At 71.9% G+C, this 17261-nt stretch carries 11 protein-coding genes; 7 read left to right on the top strand and 4 right to left on the bottom strand.

Features of this window, described 5'->3' with window-relative positions:
- Positions 1–7: 7 nt before the first annotated feature.
- The 6 genes from CAL11_RS20280 (at position 8) to CAL11_RS20255 (ending at position 9713) form a co-directional block, all read left to right on the top strand.
- Complete coding sequence (locus tag CAL11_RS20280; RefSeq protein WP_086094032.1) at positions 8–1285, top strand: DotU family type VI secretion system protein; 1278 nt, start codon at positions 8–10, stop codon at positions 1283–1285.
- Positions 1282–4884, top strand: coding sequence for a type VI secretion system membrane subunit TssM (gene tssM, locus CAL11_RS20275; RefSeq protein ID WP_086094031.1), 3603 nt, complete (start codon positions 1282–1284; stop codon positions 4882–4884). Before CAL11_RS20280 ends, tssM begins: the two co-directional genes overlap by 4 nt.
- The gene (gene tagF, locus CAL11_RS20270) at positions 4881–5615 is read left to right on the top strand and encodes a type VI secretion system-associated protein TagF (protein WP_086094030.1); all 735 of its coding nucleotides are present in this window, start codon (positions 4881–4883) and stop codon (positions 5613–5615) included. The genes tssM and tagF overlap by 4 nt, the downstream gene beginning before the upstream one ends.
- A gap of 24 nt (positions 5616–5639) precedes the next feature.
- Complete coding sequence (locus CAL11_RS20265; RefSeq protein WP_086094029.1) at positions 5640–6854, top strand: hypothetical protein; 1215 nt, start codon at positions 5640–5642, stop codon at positions 6852–6854.
- Positions 6855–6951: 97 nt separating this feature from the next.
- On the top strand, positions 6952–8127 hold the full coding sequence (locus CAL11_RS20260; RefSeq protein WP_086094028.1) for a calcium:proton antiporter: 1176 nt from the start codon (positions 6952–6954) through the stop codon (positions 8125–8127).
- Between the two features lie 173 nt (positions 8128–8300).
- On the top strand, positions 8301–9713 hold the full coding sequence (locus tag CAL11_RS20255; RefSeq protein WP_086094027.1) for a DUF1254 domain-containing protein: 1413 nt from the start codon (positions 8301–8303) through the stop codon (positions 9711–9713).
- Between the two features lie 7 nt (positions 9714–9720).
- On the opposite strand, the gene CAL11_RS20250 is transcribed toward CAL11_RS20255, so the two are convergent.
- Positions 9721–12684, bottom strand: a complete 2964-nt coding sequence (locus CAL11_RS20250) for a BB0821 family autotransporter (RefSeq protein WP_086094026.1) — start codon at positions 12682–12684, stop codon at positions 9721–9723.
- 337 nt (positions 12685–13021) lie between these two features.
- On the opposite strand from CAL11_RS20250, the gene CAL11_RS20245 reads away from it, so the two are divergent.
- Positions 13022–14596 carry a phospholipase D family protein gene (locus CAL11_RS20245; RefSeq protein ID WP_244172847.1) on the top strand — a complete coding sequence of 525 codons (1575 nt, stop codon included), beginning with the start codon at positions 13022–13024 and terminating at the stop codon, positions 14594–14596.
- A gap of 6 nt (positions 14597–14602) precedes the next feature.
- On the opposite strand, the gene modC is transcribed toward CAL11_RS20245, so the two are convergent.
- Genes modC through modA form a run of 3 tightly spaced genes read right to left on the bottom strand, consistent with a single transcriptional unit; the run spans position 14603 to position 17181 of the window.
- Complete coding sequence (gene modC / locus CAL11_RS20240) at positions 14603–15712, bottom strand: molybdenum ABC transporter ATP-binding protein (RefSeq protein WP_086094025.1); 1110 nt, start codon at positions 15710–15712, stop codon at positions 14603–14605.
- Positions 15713–15723: 11 nt separating this feature from the next.
- Positions 15724–16404 (bottom strand): molybdate ABC transporter permease subunit, encoded by a 681-nt coding sequence (modB, locus tag CAL11_RS20235; RefSeq protein WP_086094024.1) that lies wholly within the window; start codon positions 16402–16404, stop codon positions 15724–15726.
- 21 nt (positions 16405–16425) lie between these two features.
- Positions 16426–17181 (bottom strand): molybdate ABC transporter substrate-binding protein, encoded by a 756-nt coding sequence (modA, locus tag CAL11_RS20230; protein WP_086094023.1) that lies wholly within the window; start codon positions 17179–17181, stop codon positions 16426–16428.
- Between the last annotated feature and the right edge of the window lie 80 nt (positions 17182–17261).

The raw sequence follows: 17261 nt of genomic DNA, 5'->3' as shown, positions 1-17261 counted from the left end.
GACCATCATGCACGCCGCCAACCCCCCCTTTCCCGATTTCGGCGCCGACGCGGCGGCCGACCCCGGCGCGGCCAGCCGGCTGCGCCCGCACGAGTACGTCATCAGCGGCTCCAATCCGCTGGTGGCGGCCGCCAATCCGCTGCTGGACCTGATTCCGCAGATCCGCGCCACCACGGCCCATCCCGCGCCGGCCATGCTGCGCGAGTACCTGGTCGACGAAGTGCGCCAGTTCGAGCTGCGCGCGCAGCAGTCCGGCATTCCCAACGAAACCATCCTGGGCGCGCGCTACTGCCTGTGCACGGCGCTGGACGAGGCCGCCGCGCTCACGCCCTGGGGCGGGGGCGGCGTATGGTCGGCCCACAGCCTGCTGGTGACGTTCCATAACGAAACCTGGGGCGGCGAGAAATTCTTCCAGCTGCTGGCCAAGCTGTCGCAGAACCCCGGACAGCATCTGGACTTGCTGGAGCTGCTGTACTACTGCCTGCTGCTGGGCTTCGAGGGCCGCTACCGCGTCATCGACAACGGCCGCACGCAGCTCGAGACCTTGCGCCAGCGCCTGCTGCGCATCCTGCGCGGCGCGCGCGGGGAGTATCCGCGCGCGCTCTCGCCGCATTGGCGCGATACGCCGGTGCAGCAGGCGCTGCGCCGCCTGCCGGTGCCGCTGTGGGCCTACGGGGCGCTGGCGGCGGCGCTGGCGCTGGCGTTGTTCTGGGGCCTGTCGTGGCGCCTGGGCGAACGCTCCGACGCGGTGTTCGCCGCGGTCGCGCGGCTCAAGCCGCCCACGGTGCAGCTGGCGCCGGCGCCACGCCCGGCGCCCGCGCCCCGCCTGGCGGTATTCCTGCAGCCCGAGGTGCGCGACAACCTGGTGACGGTGCGCGACGAGGTCGATCGCAGCGTGGTGGTGCTGCGCGGCGACGGGCTGTTCGAGTCGGGCGCGGTCGCCGTGCGCGACCGCTATGCGCCGGTGCTGGCGCGGGTGGCCGAGGCGCTGGGCCAGACGCGCGGCGATATCGTGGTGCGCGGCTATACCGACAACGTACCCATCCGCACGGCGCGCTTTCCGTCCAACTGGCATCTGTCGCAGGCGCGCGCCGAAGCGGTCAAGGCGGTCATCGACGCGCGCCTGGGCCCGTCCGGCCGTGTGCGCGCGCAAGGGCGCGGCGAGGCCGATCCGCTGGCCCCCAATGACACCCCCGCCGGACGTTCGGTCAACCGGCGGGTCGAAATCACCGTGATGGTGCCGCCGGCGCCGCATGCCCAGACGCCCGAAGGAGCCACGCCATGATCCCGCGCCTGTTCGGATGGCTGCTCTCGCGCGGCCTGTGGAGCTTCCTGGGCCTGGTGGCGCTGGCGCTGCTGGTGTGGATCGCCGGTCCGCTGCTGGCGATCGGCGCGCTGCGTCCGCTGGAAAGCGAGACCGCGCGCATGCTGGTCATCGCCGCGCTGTTCGCCTTCGCGCTGCTGCGCCTGCTGTGGCGCAAGTGGCGCGAAGGCCGCCTCAATGCCCAGCTGCTGGGCCAGCTGCGCCGGCCGGCCCAGCCCGAGGCCGAGGCCGCGGCCGAGCCGCCGCCCTCGGACCTGCGCGAGCTCGAAGGCCGCTTCGACGAGGCGGTGGAGCTGTTGCGCAAGACGCGCTTTGATGGCGGCGGGCGCGGCTGGCTGCGGCGCTATTCGCGCCAATACCTGTACCAGCTGCCCTGGTACGTCATCATCGGCGCGCCAGGTTCGGGCAAGACCACCGCCCTGGTCAATTCGGGCCTGGACTTTCCGCTGGCCGACCGCTTCGGCAAGGCCGCGCTGCGCGGCGTGGGCGGAACCCGCAATTGCGATTGGTGGTTCACCGACGACGCGGTGCTGCTCGATACCGCCGGGCGCTATACCACCCATGAAAGCGACCCCACCGGCGACGAGGAATCCTGGCGCGGCTTTCTCGGCCTGTTGACGCGTTTCCGGGGCCGCCAGCCCATCAACGGCGCCATGCTCACCGTCAGCATCGAGGACTTGCTGGCCGCGTCCGACGCCGAGCGCGCGCGCCACGCCGCGGTGCTGCGCCGGCGCCTGCAGGAGCTGCGCGAGCAGCTGGGCATCCATTTCCCGGTCTATGTGCTGGTGACCAAGGCCGACCTGCTGGCAGGCTTCGAGCAATACTTCGCCTCGTTCAGCCGCGAAGACCTGGAGCAGGTATGGGGCTTCACCTTGCCCTACGCGCGCGCCCAGGAGCCGGACTTCGACCTGTACGAAGCCTTTCATGCCGAGTACCGGCTGCTGCAGCGCCGGCTCGACGACGCCCTGCCCGAAGTGCTGGCCGCCGAGCCGGACGAGGCGCGCCGCGCGCTGGCCTACCTGCTGCCGCAGCAGTTCGCCGGCCTGCAGGCCGTGCTGGGTCATTTCCTCAGCGACGTGTTCGCCAGTTCGCGCTTCGAAGAGCGCCTGGTGCCGCGCGGCGTGTACTTCACCAGCGGCACCCAGGGCGGCGAGACCTTCGACCAGGTCACCGGCCACCTCAAGCGCTATCTGCGCATCGAAAACGGACCGGCTCCGGCCGCGGCCGAGGAAGGCCGCAGCTTCTTCCTCAAGCGGCTGCTGCAGGACGTGATCTTCCCCGAGGCCGGCCTGGCCGGCCGCAACCTGCGCTGGGAGCGCCGCTACCGCCGGCTGCACTGGGCCGGCTACGGCCTGATCACGCTGGCGTTCCTGGGCCTGGCGGCGGGCTGGCTGGTCAGCTACGGCAACAACGCGCGCTACCTCGACGAAGTGGCGCGGCGCGTGCCGACGGTGGACAAGCTGGGGCGCGAGATCAAGATCACCCGCTCGGGCGATGTGCTGGGCCTGATGCCCTTCCTGGACGGCCTGTGGTACCTGCCGCGCGACGCCGCCTTCGAGCCGGACGCGCCGCCGCTGTCCTATCGCTTCGGGCTGTACCAGGGCGGCAAGATGCACGCGGCGATGCAGGGCGTCTATCGCGGCACGCTCGACAGCGTGCTGCTGCCGCAAGTGGCGCGCCGCATCGAGGCGGCGCTGCGCGCGGCCCGCGCCGACGACCTGGAGTACGGCTACGAGGCCCTGCGCGCCTACCTGATGCTGTACGAGGCCGACCACTACGACGCGGAGTTCATGCACGCCTGGCTGCTGTCCGATATGCAGGGCACGCTGCCCGAGGGCTATACGCGCCGGCAGTACGACCTGATGTCGCTGCACCTGCGCCAGCTGGCGCAGGGCGGGGTGCTGGCCTCGCCGTTTCCGCGCGACGAGGCGCTGGTGCGGCAGGCGCGCGACGAGCTGGCGCGTCACACGCTGGCGCAGCGCGCCTACAGCCGGCTGCGCCGCATGCTGGCCGGCGCCGACGTCCAGCCGCCCACCACCGCGGTGACGCTGGGCGGGCCGCAGGCCAGCGCCGTCTTCGTGCGCAAGAGCGGCAAGCCGCTGGCCCAGGGCATCCCGGCGCTGTACACCTACCGCGGCTATTGGGACGTGTTCAACCCGCGCGTCACGCGTGTGGCCGAGCGCCTGCGCAGCGACGATGCCTGGGTCCTGGACATCGCGCCGCCGGGCGTGCTGGACGAAGCCGCGCGCCAGCAGCTCATCGTCGATATCAAGCGCCTGTACCTCAACGACTACGTGGCGCGCTGGGACGGCTACCTGGAGGACCTGGCGCTGGCGCCGCGCGGCTCGCTGCTGCAAAGCATCCAGCTGGCGCGCACCCTGTCGGCGCCCGACTCGCCGCTGGTGCGGCTGACCCAGGGCGTGGCGCGCGAGACCACGCTGCTGCGCGACGCGGACGGCGACGAGCGCTCGCTGGTGGACCAGGCGCGCGACCGCGTCAGCAGCACGCGCGAGGCGCTGGAGCAGATGTTCGGACCCACCGGGCCGGGCGCGGCGACGCGCGCCGACGCCGGCGACGGCAAGCTGGAGCGCGTCGTCGACCAGCACTTCGAGCCATGGCGCAGGCTGGCGCGCGCCGACGGGCAGGGCGGCGCGCCGATTGCCGCCACCACCAGCCTGGTCAACGAGCTGTACACCTACCTGACGGCGGCCGACGCGGCCTTGCGCAGCGCCAGCCCCGCGCCCGCCTCCGACGTGGTGACCAAGCTGCGCGCCGAGGCCGGCCGCCTGCCGCGGCCCCTGCGCGACGTGCTCGACGATCTGTCCACCGGCGCCGCGGGCGAAGTGTCCGGCGTGGCGCGCGAGCGGCTGGGCGAGGACCTGTACGCCACCATCGGCCTGTTCTGCCGCCAGGCCATCGCCGGCCGCTATCCCTTCGCGCCCGGCTCGCAGCGCGACGTCGCGCCCAACGACCTGGCGCGGCTGTTCGCGCCCGACGGCATGATGGACGAGTTCTTCCAGAAGCACCTGGTCAGCCAGATCGACGTGTCCGAGGCGCGCTGGCGCTTCAAGCCGGGCATGGACGGCACGCCGGGCCAGGCGTCGGCGCTGCTGGATTCGTTCCAGCGCGCCGCGGCGATCCGCGACGCCTATTTCATGGCCGGCAGCGCGGAGCCGGCCTTTCGCGTCTCGATCCGCCCGGTGGAAATGGACCCGGCCATCACGCAGTTCGTCATGGACGTGGACGGCCAGACCGTGCGCTATGCGCATGGCCCGCAGGTCGCGACCTCCGTGCAATGGCCGGGGCCGCGCGGCGCCAACCAGGTGCGCATCGAGCTCACGCCCCAGGTCGGCGCGGCGGGCCTGTCGGCCAGCGGGCCGTGGGCGCTCAATCGCCTGCTCGACCAGGCCCGCGTCACGCGCGGCGCCTCGCCCGAGATCTCGCTGGCCAGCTTCGACATCGGCGGCCGCAAAGTGGTGCTGGAGATCCGCGCGGGCAGCGTCAGGAGCCCCTTTCACCTGGCCGAGATGCGGGGCTTTTCCTGCCCGGGCCGTTCATGAGCGGCGGGCGCGCCATGCCGGGGGCGGATCCGGACGGCGGCGTGGGCTGGTACGGCAAGATCCCGGCCGCCGGCGACTTCATGCGCCGGCGCCTGTCGCACGGGCTGGTGGCCTGGTGGGACAAATGGCTGCAGTACGGGCTGGCCGCCCTGCGCCAGATGCCCGCCGGCGGCGCCGAGCGCGCCTATGCGGCCGCGCCGCTGTGGAACTTCGCCATCCCCGCCGGGGCCGGCGCCGGCGCGGTCCTGCTGGGCGGCATGGCGCCCAGCCGCGACCGCGTGGGCCGCGCCTATCCGTTGAGCGCCATGGCGGTCGTGCCCGCGCAGGCCTACCAGCCCGGCCTGCTGGAGGACGCCGGCGACTACTACCGCCAGCTTGGCGCCACCTTGCTGGCGGCGGTGCGGCGCGGCGGCGCGGCCGAGCAGCTGGACCGCCAGCTGCAGGCCATGCCGTTGCCCATGGCCATGCCGCCGGCGCGGCAGGCGCCGGCCGGCCAGGACATCCTGGACATCCTCAACGCCGGGCAGGCCGGCAACGCGCCGCTGGCCGGCGCGCGCGGGCTGGCCGCCTGGCCCGAGCTGCCGTTCTGTTTCAACCCCGGTTCGCACACCAGTTACTGGTGGACCAATCAAGCCGATGGCGCCGCCTTGCAGACCTATGTGCATGGCGGCGCCCTGAACGCCACGCTGTTCCTGCGCCTGTTCGCCGCGCCGCCGGCGTGGCGCGTGTAATGCAAGGCCGCCTCCGGAGCTCCCATGCGCCCATCTTCCGCCACCGATACCGCGCCCGTCCTCGAGGCCGCCGCGCCGCGGCCCCTGAGTGCGGATGCATCCGCACCCATGTCGCCGGCGCGCGTGCGCCAGGTGCTGGCCGACCTGCTGGAACAGCTCGCGCCCTTGCATGAGCGCTGGCGCGTGCATGGCCGCATCGCGCCGCATACCGTGGGCCTGGACCGCGACGGGCGGGCCCGCCTGCTGGTCGACGCCGCGCAACCGGCGGCCGATGCCGAGGCGCTGGCGCACGCGGCGGGTTTCGCCGCCTTCGAGCAATACAGCGACGATCCGGGCCAGCCGTGCGGGCCCTGGACCGATATCTACGGACTGAGCGCGCTGACCTATGCGCTGGCCACCGGCGATGCGCCGCCGCCGGCGCTGCGGCGCTGCGTGCGCGACGACTGCGTGCCCCTGGCGCGGCGCCTGGACCAGGCGCGCTGGGACGCGCTGGCGCAGGCCATCGATGCCGGGCTGGCGCCCGATTATCGCGAGCGGCCCGCCAGCCTGGCGGCGTTCGCGCGGCTGCTGGACGCGGCCGACCGGCAGGCCGAGCCGCCGGCCGCGCCCGCCGTGCCTGTCGTGGAGCCGGCTCCCGCGCCAGCCTCCGCGCCGGCCCCCGCGCGCCGTCCGGCGCGCGCGTCCGCGCCCATCGTGGTGGCGGTGCTGGCTGCGCTGGCCGTGGCCCTGTACGCCGGCCTGGGCGGTCGCGCCGCCGATCAGCCGGCGCCGTCCCTGGCCGCCGCGCCCGCGCCCGAACTCGAACCCGATCCCGCGCCCGCGCCCGCGCCCGCGCCAGTATCCCCCGCGCCTGCGCCCGAACCCACGCCGGCCGCCGCGCCCGCGCCGCCGGCCGAACCCGCGCCAGCGCCCGAGCCCGAGCCCGAGCCCGCGCCAGCGCCAGCGCCAGCGCCAGCGCCCGAGCCCGAGCCCGCATCGGCGCCGGCGGCGCGGCCGGCGCCCGTGCCTGTGCCCGCGCCGGCCGCGCCGCAACCGGTCAGCGTGCGCGTCGATATCCGGCCATGGGGCGAGGTCTGGATCGACGGCCGCCCGCGCGGGGTCAGCCCGCCGCTCAAGCAACTCAGCCTGCCGCCGGGGCGCTACGCCGTCACGGTGCGCAATCCGGCCGGCCCGGATCATCGCCTGGACCTGCAAGTCGTCGCGGGGCAGGGCGCCGCCATCGCCCATGCATTCGAATGAATCGCCGCGCTGGGTTATGCTATGGCCTCTTTCAATCCCGCGCCGGGACGACCCGGCGCGCGTACTGGCTTGAGGACGACCTCGCGAGATCCCACCCGTGTCGTCCCTTCATCCCGCTCCCACCGATTCGCGCACCCTGGTGCCGCGCGCCACGCGCATCCGCCTGGCCATCGCCTGGCTCGTCACCCTGCTGTTCCTGACCCTGGGCGAAGGCCTGCTGGCCGCGCCCACCGCGCCGCTGGCGACGCTGCTGTCCGTGGTCCTGGTCGGCACCATCATCATGGCCGCCTTCGTGGTGGTGCGCGAAGCCGACCACCTGGCCGAGCAACTGGGCGAGCCCTATGGCACGCTGATCCTGACGCTGTCGGTGGTCGGCATCGAGGTCATCCTGATCGCCGCCGTCATGCTGGGCCCGGGCGAGTTTCCCACCATCGGCCGCGACTCGATCTTCGCGGTGATGATGATCATCCTCAACCTGGTGACCGGCCTGTGCGTGCTGCTGGGCGCCTGGCGCCACGGCGCGCAGGCGTACAACGCGCAGGGCGCCTCGGCCTACCTGGCCATGATCGCGTTGCTGACCGGCATGGCGCTGCTGCTGCCCAACGCCACCGTGTCCGGCGGGCCGGGCATGTTCTCGCCCGCGCAGGCCATCGCGTTCTCGGCGCTGACGGTGGTGCTGTACGCGGCGTTCCTGGCGCTGCAGATGGGGCGCTGCCGCCACTTGTTCGTGCAGCCCGCCGGCGGCGCCATGGCGATTGGCGAGCCGGCGGGCGCGCCGCGCCCCGAGGCCGGCCATGGCGCCGCCGCGCCGGGCGGGCGCCGCACCGCGCTGGTGCGTTCGCTGGTGCTGCTGGCAGCGCTGCTGCCCATCGTGCTGCTGTCGCACAGCCTGGCCGTGGTGGTCGATTACGGCATCTCGGCCGCGGGCCTGCCCACCGCGCTGGGCGGGCTGGTCATCGCCATCATCGTGTTCACCCCCGAGTCGGTCACGGCGGTGCGCGCGGCCCGCGCCAACGAAATGCAACGCGTCATGAACCTGTGCCTGGGGGCTTTCGTGTCCACCGTGGGGCTGACCGTGCCGGCCGTGCTGACCATCGGCCTGCTGACCGGCAAGACCGTGGTGTTCGGCATCTCGGCGGCCGAAACCGTGCTGTTCGGGCTGACGCTGCTGCTCAGCCTGTTCACCTTCATGGGCCAGCGCACCACGCCGGTGGCCGGCCTGGCGCACCTGGCATTGTTCGCCGTGTTCGGCGTGCTGCTGTTCGCGCCATGACGGCGCGCCGCGCAATCGTCCATCCGCATTAGTCCGCGCGCCCGAGGCCGGCGTAGTCCGTCCGGCGGCGGATCGCTGCTTGTCCCGTATGGCAAACGCGCGGCCGTTGTGCGACGCTAGTCCGGCGCGGGGTGGTCCGGCGCGGGCGGCATTCTCCTGGACGGGAGTACGGCATGGGCAAGGCGACGTGGCGACAAGTGTGGGAGCGGACGCGGGCGCTGGCCGGCGCGGCGGCCCTGGCGGTGCTGGCCGGGTGCGCGGCGCCCGGCGCGCAGGATCCCGGGCAGGCGCGCAACACGGCGCGCGAGGCCTACATCTATGCCTACCCGATGCTGTACCACTACCGCTCCATGTACGAGCAGGCCATCGATACGGCCTCGCCCGCCTACCTGGGCGGCTTCGGCGTGTTCCAGCATCGCGCCGAGCCGTACACGCCGCAAAGCGTCGACGTGGCCACTCCCAACGTCGATACGCTGTATTCGCGCGCCTGGCTCGACCTGCGCGCCGAGCCCTGGGTGCTGTCGCTGCCGGCGGTGCCGAAATCGCGCTACAACGCGTTCCAGCTGGTGGACATGTACACCTACAACCTGGCCTATCTGGGCACGCGCGCCACGGGTTTCGGGTCGGGGCATTACCTGATCGCCGGCCCGGGGTGGACCGGCCCCGTGCCCAAGGGCATCACCCAGGTCGTGCGCGCCGACACCGATTTCGTCGCCGTGCTCGGCCGCACCGCCCTCAACGGCCCGGCCGACGTCAAGGCCGTGCACGCGCTGCAGGCGCGCTATGGCCTGCGGCCGCTCAGCGCCTACACCGGCACGGCCGCGCCGGCCGGCGCGCCGGCGATCGATTGGCTGCCCTGGAACGAGCAGCGCGCCAGTTCCATCGGATTCATCGCCTATCTGAACCAGTTGCTGGCCCATACCCAGCCGCAGCCGGAGTCCGAAGCCGACATGATGGCGCGCTTCGCGCGCATCGGCGTCGAGCCCGGCCGCGCCTTCGATCCGGCCGGCCTGGACGCGGCCACGCGCCGCGCGGTGGACGCGGGCATCGTCGACGCCCAGCAGGCCATCGAGCAGGGCGCCCGCCACGCCGCCGCTCCGGCCACGCCGGCCGGCTTGTACGGTTCGCGCGAGCAACTGGGCGGCGACTATCTCAAGCGCGCCGTCGCGGCGGCGGTCGGCATCTATGGCAACACGGCCGACGAAGCCATCTACCTCACCATCGGCGAAGATGCGCAGGGCCGGCCGCTCGACGGCGCGCGGGCCTACGAGCTGCGCTTCGCGTCCGGCCGGCAGCCGCCGGTGCGGTTCTTCTGGTCGATCAGCGTGTACGCCTTGCCCGCGCGCGGCCTGGCCGACAATCCCATCGACCGCTACGCCATCGGCAGCCGCACCAAGGGCATCAAGCGCGGCCGCGACGGTTCGCTGACGCTGTATCTGCAGCACGACGCGCCGGCGCGCGCGCACGCGCCCAACTGGCTGCCCACGCCGGCGGGGCCGTTTGTCGTGGTGGCGCGCTTCTACGGCCCCCAGCCGGCGCTGCGCGACGGCGCCTGGGTCATGCCGGCGCTGGTGCCGGCGCGCTAGGGGCGCCTCACCACGAATAGCGCACGCCGATGTTGCCGTAGTAGGCCTGGCGCTGGTTGCCGTCCAGGTCGAAACCGTAGCCCGCCGAGGCGTACAGTTCGGTCTGGCGGTTGAGCGGCGCGGCCAGGCCGATGCGCAGGTCCAGCGAGGTCGACCCGTACTCGGTGCGGATCGAATCGCTCGGCCCGAACGAGACCGATTCGCCGTGGCTGAAGCGATGCCAGAGATTGATGCGCGCGTAGGGGCGGATCTTCTCCGGCTGGTCGGCGTTGCCTTGCAGCAGCAGGCCGATGCGGCCGGTCAGCGCGCCGCCGCCGTGGTAGCGGATGGTCGAGTAGGCGTCGTGCGTGTCGTCCAGCGAGGTGTACTGGTAGACCAGTTGCGCCTGCGGCTGCAGCATGATGTCGTGGCGCGGAAAGAACGAATAACCGGCTTCGGACGAGGCCGTGAAACCCCAGCCCTCCAGCGAGGCGGCCACGCCCCGGTCCGAGCGCGAGCGTCCCGTGTAGTAATTGCCCATCAGCACGTTGTCCCAGTACCAATTGGTCTGCTTGAGCCGCGTCCAGTAAAGGCCCAGGCCATAGGCTTCGACGCGCAGCTTGCCGGCCTGCTTGCCGTGCTGGCCCTGCACGAAGCCGTCCACGCGGCCGTCGGCCTGCCCGTAGGCGCCGAACAGCCCGAGGCGGTCGCTCAGCCCGTCGTCGCGTTCGCGCTCGAGCATGTCGGCGCCGGCCTGCGCGATCCAGATGTTGCCCTTGAAGCGCGGCTCCACGTCGCCGTCCCAGCGCTGCGTCAGGCGCTGGCCGATGACCCGGCCCCAGCCGGCCTTGCGCTGCGCCGAGTTCAGCAAGGCATATTGGTCGCCCATCCGGTCATGGAAAGTGTCGAGCATGCGCGCGCCGACCTGCCGCGCCACTTCGGGCGCCATGACCGCGCCCGGGGTCTCCGGGCGATAGGTGGGGATGGGCTCGCCCGGCTGGTCCGGGTTGGCCGGGTCCACCGGCGGCAGGATGGCCGAGCGCAGATACCAGTTCTGTTCCTGTTCGGGCGTCTGCGCGCCCCGGTACAGCTGGTAGTCGTAGGCGCCCACCACCACGGGTTCGGCCAGCGAGAAGGCGCCCGCCGTCGTGGTGCCGCCGTTGAGGGTGTCGACCACCAGGATGCCCTGCGCCTGGGTCGCCGCGCCCGGGCCGCCGGTATTCTTGATGCGCAGCTTGCTGGTGCCGCTGGCGGTGCCGCCATCGATCACCAGCTTGTCCGAGGGCGAGTCGTCCGCGCCCAGGTAGGTATTGAGGGCGATGGTGCCGTCGCCGCTGTAATCGGCGACGGTCAGCGTCTTGTAGACGCCGCCTTGCGGCGCGGCGAAGTCGATCAGGCTGGGGTCGTTGACCAGGCTGGTGATGGTCGAGCTGCCCGTCATGTGCCAGGTGGTGTCGATCAGCGTGACGTGCGAGGTGTTGCCCGGCTCGGTAATGGCAGCGCCGGTCAGGTCGGCGTTGCGCGCCACGACCGTGGCCGTGGCGGCGATGCCGGCGGCGCGCGTCCCGTGCAGGATGGCCGGAAAGGCGGGCGCATCGGTCTGGCTCGGATCGCGCCCGGGCACGGTGACATCGCGCAGGGCCGCCAGGGTGCCGGAGTCGGCCACGTGCAGCCAGTTGGTCGCGCCGTCGACGACCGTGCCGTCCAGTTCGACGCGCGCGGTGCCGCCCTCTATGCCGATGGCGCTGCCGCGCAGGCTGCGCAGGCTGCCGCCGCTGATGGTGGCGGTCTGCGCGTCGTGGTCGCTGGACATCAGCAATGCCATGGCGCCATCGCCTTGCGCCTGTATCGCCGTGCCGTCGGCGGAGAAGGTCGATTCGCCGGCCACCACCACGGCGTGCGCCCGCGCGCCGCTCGTGGCGACCGTGCCGCGGGCCAGCGCCACATGGGTGCCATAGCCTTGCGCCAGCACGCCATAGCTTTGCGCGCCGGCGGTCGTGATGGCGGTATCGGCCGCCTGTACTTGCGTGGGCGTCTCCCCGATCGTGGTCAGGGCGTACAGGCCGGCGGCCTCGTCGCCGAGCGTTTGCAGGCTGGCGTTGGCGAACTCCGCCTGCGAACCGTTGATCGCCCACAGTCCATGGCTGCCTTCCCCCTCGGTCAGGATGGTGGCGTGGCCGCCAGCGTGCGGCGACACCAGCAGATGGCTGGTCGGCGCGCCGTAGCGGTACAGGTAGAAGCCCGTGCTGTTGGCGCCGGTCGTATGGATGTCGGTATTGCCCTGCATCAGCGCCTCGCCCACGCCCAGCATGTAGAAGGCGTCGGAGTCCTGGCCCGTGGTGCTCAGGTTCAGGTTCGAGCCCGGCGCCGCCGTGAACTTGTCGGCCGCGGAGTCCGGGTAAGTCGAGCTGATCGACAGTTCCAGCGCCCGCGCATAGCGTCCGCCGGTCGTGCGCAGGTCCAGCGTGCCGCCGCTGGCCACGGCGGCCGAATTGTTGTTGTTGATCAGCAGGCCCTTGGGCGCCAGGCCGGTGCCGCTGGCGTTCACGCGCAGGGTGGCGCCGTCGCCGATGCTCAGGCGGTTGGGGGCGGCCCGCGGCGTATGCGTCAGGTTGATGCCCTGGTAGGCGTTGATGGTCAACGACGAGTTCGCCTGCAGATCGATGGCGGTGTTCGAACTGGGCGAGGTCGTGATGCCCACACCAGAGGTGGGCGAGGCGACGTCCAGCGTGACGACGCTGCCGGGCAGGAAGTTGATGAGCGTGCTGGCGCCGTTGGTGGCGAAGATGCCGGTGCTGGTCGCGCCGACGGCGATCGGGCCGGCGCCGAAATTCAGGGTGGCGCCGCCCATGCGCACGGCGGTGGCGCCGGTGACGGTATCGCCGCCCTGCAGCGTGAAGTCGTCGCCCGGGTTCAATGTCAGTGCCGGATAATCGGTGGCATATGCCGAAGCGGCGCAGCACGCCGCCAGCCATCCCAGGTGGCGCAGCATGCCTGCGCCCGCTGCCAGTTTCGTGCTCCTTGCCATGGCGACACCCCCAACGCAGGCCGGCGCGGGCCAGACGTGGCGCCGGCGGATTGGCGCGCCGCGGATGCGGGGCGCGGGGACTAGCGACCAGCTTGAGATCAGGACGGCGCGCCCGCGTACCGGGCCGGCGCCAATGCCGATTGTTGCGCTTTATTGCGTATCTGGATTTGAATATTGCGCCTTTATGTATCAACGTACGCGGCCGGCGCGCTTTCGCCTGCCGGTGAACTTTTGCATAATCGTGGCCTGCATCGGCCGGTCCTTCCGCGTCCGACTTCGTTTCAAGGCCTTCCGGAGTTCCATGCCTCGTCTCCTCTCGCGCATCCGGGCCGCCCGCGCGCGGGCGGCCGCGCTGCTGGCGCTGGCCGGCTGCGCCATCCTGCTGGGAGCCTGTACCTTGCCGCCGCCTGCCGACCGCACCGCCTCGCACGCCCTGGACGCCACGCAGGCGCGCGCCACGCCCCTGGGCCAGGGCGTCGGCGGGCTGGCCGACGCGCATCCGGGGCTTAGCGGCTTTCATGTGCTGGGCGACGCGCAGGACGCCTTCGCCGCGCGCATGTTGCTGGCGCGCGCGGCCACGCGCACGCTGGACGTGCAGTACTACATCTGGCGCAACGACATGACCGGCACCCTGTTGCTGCAGGCCCTGCACGCGGCCGCCGAGCGCGGCGTGCGGGTGCGGCTGCTGCTCGACGACAACGGCATCTCCGGGCTGGACGACGCGCTGGCCGCGCTGGACGCGCATCCCAACGCCGAAGTGCGGCTGTTCAATCCGTTTCCCACGCGCGCGTTCAAGGCGCTGGGCTACCTGACTGACTTCTCGCGCCTGAACCGGCGCATGCACAACAAGTCGTTCACCGTCGACAACCAGGCCACCATCATCGGCGGGCGCAATATCGGCGACGAATATTTCGGCGCGACCGACGGCGTGCTGTTCGCCGACCTGGACGTGCTGGCGGTGGGGCCGGTGGTGGGCGATGTGTCCGCCGAATTCGACGCCTATTGGGCCAGCGAGTCCGCCTGGCCAGTCGGGCCGCTGCTGCCCGCGCCGGGCGCCCATACGCTGCGCGGCCTGGCCGAGCGCGCCGCGCGCATCGAACAGGATCCGGCCGCCGGCGACTACATGGACGCGCTGCGCGAGCTGCCCTTCATCCGCGAATTGATGGCCGGCCGGCTGCCGCTGGAATGGGCGCCGGCCCGCATGGTCGGCGACGATCCGGCCAAGGGCCTGGGCAAGGCGCCGCCGGCCGGCCTGCTGACGCAACAGCTCAGGAACATCCTGGGCGAGCCGCGCCGCACGCTCGACCTGGTGTCGCCGTATTTCGTGCCCGCCGAGGCCGGCACGCAGGCATTCGCCGCGCTGGCCCGGGGCGGCGTGCAGGTGCGCGTGCTCACCAATGCGCTGGAGGCGACCGACGTGGCCGTGGTGCATTCCGGCTATGCCAAGCGTCGCAAGGCGCTGCTGCGGGCGGGCGTGCGGCTTTACGAAATGCGGCGCAGCTACGCCGGGCCCAAGCCGCAGGGCAGGGGCCGATTCGGCAGTTCCGGGTCCAGCCTGCACGCCAAGACCTTCGGCGTCGATGGCGAGCGCGTCTTCATAGGTTCGTTCAATTTCGATCCGCGTTCGGCCCATCTCAACACCGAACTGGGCTTCGTGATCGAAAGCCCCGGCATGGCGCGCCACATCGCCGCCATGTTCGACCAGGACATTCCCGCCGCCACCTACGAGGTGCGCCTGGACGACGACGGTAGCCTGTACTGGCTGGAACAGCGCGACGGCGCCACCGTGCGGCACGACAGCGAGCCGGGCGCCAGCCTGTGGCGGCGCCTCAGCGTGTGGCTGTTCTCGCTGCTGCCGCTCGAGCCGCTGCTGTAGGCGCGCTCAGGCCAGCAGCGACACGGCCTTGATCTGCGCCCAGGCCTGCATGCCGGGCGCCAGCGCCAGCCGGTCGCGCGAGTAGCGGGTGATGCGCGCCAGCAACGGCGTGCCGTCGGCGTCCAGGCGCACCATGACATGGGCCGGGTTGGACGCCGGCACCATCTCCAGCACGCGTACCGCCAGCACGTTCAGGATGCTGCCGTCGCGCGGCTGCTGCAGCGCCAGGCTGACATCGCGCGCATGCACCACCACGCGCAGGCGCTGGCCGTCCGGCGTGGCCTGGTGCACGAAGCGCAGCCGCGCCCGCCCGCCAGGTAGTTGCAGCGTCAGCAAGGCGTAGCCGGGATCGAAACCGGCGGCCTCGCCGGTCACCACGACCGAGGCGTCGTCGGTCATCGCCATGGGCAGGTCCAGCCGCGTCAGCAGCGCGTCCAGCGGGCCGCTGGCCACCGCGCGGCCTTGCTCCAGCAGCACCAGGTGATCGGCCAGCCGCGCCACTTCGTCGGGCGAATGGCTGACGTAGATCACCGGGATATCCAGCTCGTCGTGCAGGCGCTCCAGGTAGGGCAGGATTTCGCGCTTGCGCTGCACGTCCAGCGCCGCCAGCGGCTCGTCCATCAGCAGCAGGCGCGGGCTGGTCAGCAGCGCGCGGGCGATGCCCACGCGCTGGCGTTCGCCGCCGGACAGGCCGGCCGGCATGCGCGCCAGCAGGTGGCCGATGCCTAGCAGCCCGGTGGCCTGCTCCAGATCGACGCGGCGCAGCGCGGGCGGGACGCGCTTCATGCCATAGCGCAGGTTGCCCAGCACGTCCAGGTGTTCGAACAGGCTGGCTTCCTGGAATACATAGCCCAGCGCGCGCTTGTGCGTGGGCACGGCGCGTCGCGCCGCGCTGTCCAGCCACACCTCGCCGTTGATGTCGAGGTAGCCGTCGCTGACCGGCGCCAGCCCGGCCATGCAGCGCAGGCAGGTGGTCTTGCCCGAGCCCGACTGGCCGAACAGCGCGGTGACGCCGCGACCGGGCAGGCGCAGGTCGACGTCGAGGGAGAACTCGGGGTAGTCCACCCGGAAGCGGGCGTGGATGCCGGCCTGGTCCGGCGGGAAATCGGATGGCATGCGGTAAGCGCTCAGAGTGCCGCCGTGGCGCGCTGGCGGCGCGAGTACAGCAACAGCAGGATGATGAACGAGAACACGACCATGCCGCCGGCCAGCCAATGCGCCTGCGCATATTCCAGCGCTTCGACGTGGTCGAAAATCTGCACCGATACGACACGGGTCTTGCCCGGGATGTTGCCGCCTATCATCAGCACCACGCCGAACTCGCCCACCGTGTGGGCAAAGCCCAGGATGCCGGCGGTCACGAAGCCGGGCCGCGCCAGCGGCAGGGCCACCGAGACGAACCGGTCCCACGGACCGGCGCGCAGGGTGGCGGCGGCCTCCATCGGGCGGCGGCCGATGGCCTCGAAGGCGTTGTGCAGCGGCTGCACCACGAACGGCATGGAATAGAACACCGAGCCCACCACCAGCCCGGCGAAGGTGAACGGCAGCGTGCCCAGCCCCAGGCTCTGGGTCAGTTGCCCCACATAGCCGTTGGGCCCCATGGCCACCAGCAGGTAGAAGCCGATCACCGTGGGGGGCAGCACCAGCGGCAGCGCCACGATGGCGCCCACCGGCCCCTTCAGGCGCGAGCGCGTGCGCGCCAGCCACCAGGCGATGGGCGTGCCGATCACCAGCAGCAGCAGCGTGGTCAGCGAGGCCAGTTCTATCGTCAGCCAGATGGCGGCCCAGTCGGCGCTGGTCAGCGACAAGGGCGGGACTCCTGCAAGGGGTTACAGCTGATAGCCGAAGGACTTGATGATAGCCGCGGAACGGGGCGACTTCAGGTACTCCACGAAGGCGCGCGCGGCGGCGTTGTCCTGGCCTTTCCTGAGGATGACCGCGTCCTGGCGGATCGGCTCGTGCATCGAGGCCGGCACGACCCAGGCCGAGCCGGCGGCCAGCTTGCCGTCCTTGTAGATCTGCGAGAGGGCCACGAAGCCCAGCTCGGCATTGCCGCTGGCGACGAACTGGTACGCCTGCGAGATGCTCTGCCCCTCGACGATGCGCGGCGCCAGCTTGTCGGCCAGGCCCAGTCTGGCCAGCACCTGGGTGGCGGCCAGCCCGTACGGCGCGGTCTTGGGGTTGGCGATGGACAAATGCCTGAAATCGCCTTGCTTGAGCACGGCGCCCTGGTCGTCGACATAGCCGGCGCGCGCCGACCACAGCGCCAGCGCGCCGGTCGCGTAGGTGAAGCGCGAGCCGGGCACGGTCTCCCGTTCGGCGTCCAGCTTGGCCGGCGTGCTGTCGTCGGCCGCCAGGAATACCTCGAACGGCGCACCATTCCTGATCTGCGCGTAGAACTGGCCGGTGGCGCCGAAGGAGGCCACCGCCCGGTTGCCCGTGTCTTCCTCGAACGCCTTGGCGATCGCCTGCATGGGCGCGGTGAAATTGGCGGCGACTGCCACCTGCACTTCGCCGGCGAGCGCGGGGGCGGCAAGCAGCGCGGCGGCAAGGGCGCCCAGCGTCGGAATGGCACGGATTTTCATGTGACTGACCTTTGTGGTGGGAGGGTTCGCGCACTCGTCGCGGCAGGCCCGCATGGCGCGAAGCATAGCGTTATGTAGTG

Source organism: Bordetella genomosp. 6, assembly GCF_002119705.1.
In the GTDB taxonomy this organism is placed as follows: Bacteria; Pseudomonadota; Gammaproteobacteria; order Burkholderiales; family Burkholderiaceae_B; genus Bordetella; species Bordetella bronchiseptica_F.
Note: the sequence above shows the minus strand (reverse complement) of the source record. Positions and strands in the feature narration are given on the sequence as shown.

What these genes read in the sequence shown, in the direction of transcription:
- CAL11_RS20280 (WP_086094032.1), top strand. Translation starts at nt 8, where the DNA reads ATGCACGCCGCCAACCCCCCCTTTCCCGATTTCGGCGCCGACGCGGCG.
- tssM (WP_086094031.1), top strand. Translation starts at nt 1,282, where the DNA reads ATGATCCCGCGCCTGTTCGGATGGCTGCTCTCGCGCGGCCTGTGGAGC.
- tagF (WP_086094030.1), top strand. Translation starts at nt 4,881, where the DNA reads ATGAGCGGCGGGCGCGCCATGCCGGGGGCGGATCCGGACGGCGGCGTG.
- CAL11_RS20265 (WP_086094029.1), top strand. Translation starts at nt 5,640, where the DNA reads ATGCGCCCATCTTCCGCCACCGATACCGCGCCCGTCCTCGAGGCCGCC.
- CAL11_RS20255 (WP_086094027.1), top strand. Translation starts at nt 8,301, where the DNA reads ATGGGCAAGGCGACGTGGCGACAAGTGTGGGAGCGGACGCGGGCGCTG.
- CAL11_RS20250 (WP_086094026.1), bottom strand. Translation starts at nt 12,684, where the DNA reads ATGCTGCGCCACCTGGGATGGCTGGCGGCGTGCTGCGCCGCTTCGGCA.
- CAL11_RS20245 (WP_244172847.1), top strand. Translation starts at nt 13,022, where the DNA reads ATGCCTCGTCTCCTCTCGCGCATCCGGGCCGCCCGCGCGCGGGCGGCC.
- modC (WP_086094025.1), bottom strand. Translation starts at nt 15,712, where the DNA reads ATGCCATCCGATTTCCCGCCGGACCAGGCCGGCATCCACGCCCGCTTC.
- modA (WP_086094023.1), bottom strand. Translation starts at nt 17,181, where the DNA reads ATGAAAATCCGTGCCATTCCGACGCTGGGCGCCCTTGCCGCCGCGCTG.